At 67.9% G+C, this 3,790-nt stretch carries 3 protein-coding genes; all 3 read right to left on the reverse strand.

The annotated features are described in order from the left end of the window. Positions 1–17: 17 nt before the first annotated feature. The 3 genes from AC6LKG_RS26300 to AC6LKG_RS26310 are packed head-to-tail and all read right to left on the reverse strand — an operon-like array spanning position 18 to position 3,711. A complete protein-coding gene (locus tag AC6LKG_RS26300) occupies positions 18–1,877 on the reverse strand; it encodes a dipeptide ABC transporter ATP-binding protein (protein ID WP_498169894.1) in 1,860 nt (619 codons plus the stop codon). 14 nt (positions 1,878–1,891) lie between these two features. Then, positions 1,892–2,770, reverse strand: a complete 879-nt coding sequence (locus AC6LKG_RS26305) for an ABC transporter permease (RefSeq protein WP_498169891.1) — start codon at positions 2,768–2,770, stop codon at positions 1,892–1,894. Further along, a complete protein-coding gene (locus AC6LKG_RS26310; protein ID WP_175134577.1) occupies positions 2,767–3,711 on the reverse strand; it encodes an ABC transporter permease in 945 nt (314 codons plus the stop codon). The genes AC6LKG_RS26305 and AC6LKG_RS26310 overlap by 4 nt, the downstream gene beginning before the upstream one ends. Between the last annotated feature and the right edge of the window lie 79 nt (positions 3,712–3,790).

Here is a 3,790-nt window from a genome sequence, read left to right on the forward strand (position 1 = left end):
GGCGGACACGCGCGGGGTCAGTACACGCCGATGGAGTGACGCGCGACGAAGTGCCCTTCCCCGACCTGCACCAGCGGCTCGACCAGCGGCTCGTCGCCCAGCTTGCGCATCGGGCTGGGGATCTCGTCGACCAGCAGCGAGCGCTCGCGGTGGCGGCGCTGCGGATCGGCGATCGGCACCGCCGCCATCAGCTTCTTCGTGTAGGGATGCTGCGGATTCTCGAAGATGGCGCGGCGCGGGCCGATCTCGACGATCTGGCCCAGGTACATCACCGCCACGCGGTGGCTGACGCGCTCGACCACCGCCATGTCGTGCGAGATGAACAGGAACGACACCCCCAGTTCGCGCTGCAGGTCCAGCAGCAGGTTGACGATCTGCGCCTGGATCGACACGTCCAGGGCCGACACCGATTCGTCGGCGATCACCACCTTGGGATTGAGCGCCAAGGCGCGCGCGATGCAGATGCGCTGGCGCTGGCCGCCGGAGAACTCGTGCGGATAGCGGTCGATCATCTCGGGCGCCAGGCCGCATTTGTCCATCAGCCAGCGCACCCGCTCCTCGGCCTTGGCGCCGCTGGCGACGCGGTGGATCAACAGCGGCTCCATGATGGAGTAGCCGACCGTCATGCGCGGATCGAGCGAGGCGAACGGATCCTGGAAGATGAACTGGATGTGACGGCGCAACGTCTGCATGGCGCTGCCGCGCAGCGCGCCGATGTTCTGGCCGTCGAACTCGATCGAACCGCCGCGGCTCTTGACCAGTTGCAGCAGCGAACGGCCGGTGGTGGTCTTGCCGCAGCCGGACTCGCCCACCAGCGACAGCGTCTCGCCAGGATACAGGTCGAAGCTGACCTTCTCCACGGCGTGCACGCGCTTTTGCACGCGGCCGAGGATGCCGCCGGTGATGTCGAAGGTGGTGGTCAGGTCGCGCACCTTCAGCACCGGGCCGCTCTCGCGGCGCACGGTGGACGGCGCCGCCCTGGCCGGTTCGGCGGGCGCGGCCTGGCGCGCGGCGTCCTCGACCTTGAGCAGCGGAAACGGCGCCGGCTCGTCGGTGCCGTGCATGGCGCCCAGGCGCGGCACGGCCGACAGCAAGGCGCGGGTGTAGGCATGCTGCGGCCGCGCGAAGACTTCGTCGGAACCGCCCTCCTCGACCTTGTCGCCGCGGTACATGACCAGCACGCGGTCGGCCACTTCGGCCACCACGCCCATGTCGTGGGTGATGAAGATCACCCCCATGTCCATTTCTTCCTGCAACTGGCGGATCAGCTGCAGGATCTGGGCCTGGATGGTGACGTCCAGCGCCGTGGTGGGCTCGTCGGCGATCAGCAGTTGCGGCTTGCAGGACAGCGCCATGGCGATCATGACGCGCTGGCGCATGCCGCCGGACAGTTGGTGCGGATAGCGGTCGAGGATGGCGCGGGCCTCGGGGATGCGCACCCGTTCGAGCATGCGCAGCGTTTCGGCGCGCGCCGCGGCCGCATCCAGCCCCTGGTGCAGTTGCAGCGCCTCGGCGATCTGGTTGCCGGCCGTGAAGCTGGGGTTGAGCGAGGTCATCGGCTCCTGGAAGATCATGGCCACGTCGGCGCCGCGCACGCGTTGCAGCGTGCTGTCGGGCGCGTTGACCAGATCCAGCACCTCGCCGTTGCGCCGGCGCAGTTGCATGCCGCCGTTGACGATGCGGCCGCCGCCGTATTCCACCAGCCGCATCAGCGCCAGCGAGGTGACGGACTTGCCCGAGCCGGACTCGCCCACGATCGCCAGGGTTTCGCCGCGATCGACGTGGAACGACACGTTGCGCACCGCCTCGACGACGCGCTCGGGGGTTTTGAAGCGCACGGTCAGGTCGTTGACCTGGACGACGCGTTTGGGATCCATGGTTGCCATGATGATTACTTGTCCTGACGGGGGTCCAGCGCATCGCGCAGCCCGTCGCCCAGCAGATTGAAGCCCAGCACCACCAGGAAAATGGCCGATCCGGGGAAGATCGACATCCAGGGCGCCTGGGTCATGAAGTTCTTGGCGGTGTTCAGCATCGAGCCCCACGACGGGTTCGGCGGCTGCAACCCCAGGCCCAGGAACGACAGGCTGGCCTCGGCGATGATGGCCGTGGCGATGGTGATGGTGGCCTGCACGATCAGCGGCGGCATCACGTTGGGGAACACGTGGCGGCAGATGATGCGCAGGTCGGAGGCGCCGAGCGCGCGGGCGCTCTGCACGTAGTCCTCGCTCTTGACCGCCAGCACCTGGCCGCGCGTGAGCCGGATGAACTTGGGCGCGGCCGACACGCCGATGGCGATCATGGCGTTGGTCAGGCTGGGGCCCAGGAAGGCGGCCAGCGCGATCGCCAGGATCAGGAACGGAATCGCCAGCAGCGCCTCGGTGGCGCGCGAGATGCAGCTATCGGTCCAGCCGCCGAAATAGCCGGCCGCCAGGCCGAACGGCACCCCGACCACCAGCGCGATCAGCACCGACACCAGGCCGGCCATGAGCGAGGCGCGCGCGCCATGCACCATGCGGCTGAAGATGTCGCGGCCGAGTTCATCGGTGCCCAGCCAGTGGGCGGCCGAAGGCGCCTTGCGGATGGTGGTGAAGCTGGTCTGGAACGGGTCGTGGCTGGCGATCAGCGGCGCCAGCAGCGCCACCAGCACGAAAAACAGCACGATGCCCAGGCCCAGCATGGCGACATGGTTGCGTTTGAACTTGGCCCAGGCGCGGTTGCGGCTGCGGGGCGGCGTGACGGCTGCGGCCGTTGCGGGAAGTGCGCTCATGCGTGCCTCAGGCGGGGATTGACCAGGATGTACAGGATGTCGGCCAGCAGGTTCATCAGGATGAAGCCCACCGCGACGCAGAGCACCACGCCCTGCACCACCGCGTAGTCGCGCGTGAAGACGGCATCGACCACCAGCTTGCCGAAGCCGGGGATGGTGAAAACCTGCTCGGTCAGCACCGCGCCGGCCAGCAATTCGCCGAACAGCAGCGTCACCAGCGTGACGATCGGCATCAGCGCATTGCGCAACGCGTGCCGCAGCACCACCTGGCGCGGCGACACGCCCTTGGCGCGGGCCGTGCGCACGTAGTCGGCCGACAGCGCCTCGAGCATGGCCGACCGGGTGTGGCGCATGAGATAGGCGGCGATCGCGGTGGACAGCACCAGCGACGGCATCAGCATGGTCTTGATCGACAGCCAGAAGTCCTCGGCCGGCGATACGTAGCCCGAGGCCGGCAGCAGTTTCCATTGCACCGACACCACCATGATGAGGATGATGCCGAGCCAGAAATTGGGAATCGACATGCCCGACAAGGCGGCGATGTTGGCCCCCATCTCGACCGGCTTGCCCTTGCGCACGGCGGCGACGATGCCCATGGGAATGCCCACCAGCAGCGCGAAGAACATGGCCATCGCCGCCAGTTGCAGCGTCACCGGCAGCTTCTGGGCGATCAGGGTGGTGACGGGCACGTCGGTGCGCAGCGACTTGCCCAGGTCGCCCTGCAGCACCTGGCCGGCCCAGGCGGCGTACTGCATCGGCAGCGGATCATTGAGGCGGTACTTGTCGCGCAGGTAGTCCAGCACGGCCGGATCGCGCTCTTCGCCGGCCAGGGTCAGCACCGGATCGCCGGGCAGGATTTTCTGCAGCATGAAGACGATCATCGACACCAGTATCAGGGTCGGTATCGCGACGATCACGCGGCGCAAGATGAGTTTGAGCATGAGGGGAAAACCGTAGAACGAAAGCGGCGGACGGAGCCGGCCCCGAAGGACACGGCGCGCGGCCGCCGCGGGAAACGGC

The organism is Achromobacter sp. 46006, from assembly GCF_059761975.1.

What these genes read in the sequence shown, in the direction of transcription:
- AC6LKG_RS26300 (WP_498169894.1), bottom strand. Translation starts at nt 1,877, where the DNA reads ATGGATCCCAAACGCGTCGTCCAGGTCAACGACCTGACCGTGCGCTTC.
- AC6LKG_RS26305 (WP_498169891.1), bottom strand. Translation starts at nt 2,770, where the DNA reads ATGAGCGCACTTCCCGCAACGGCCGCAGCCGTCACGCCGCCCCGCAGC.
- AC6LKG_RS26310 (WP_175134577.1), bottom strand. Translation starts at nt 3,711, where the DNA reads ATGCTCAAACTCATCTTGCGCCGCGTGATCGTCGCGATACCGACCCTG.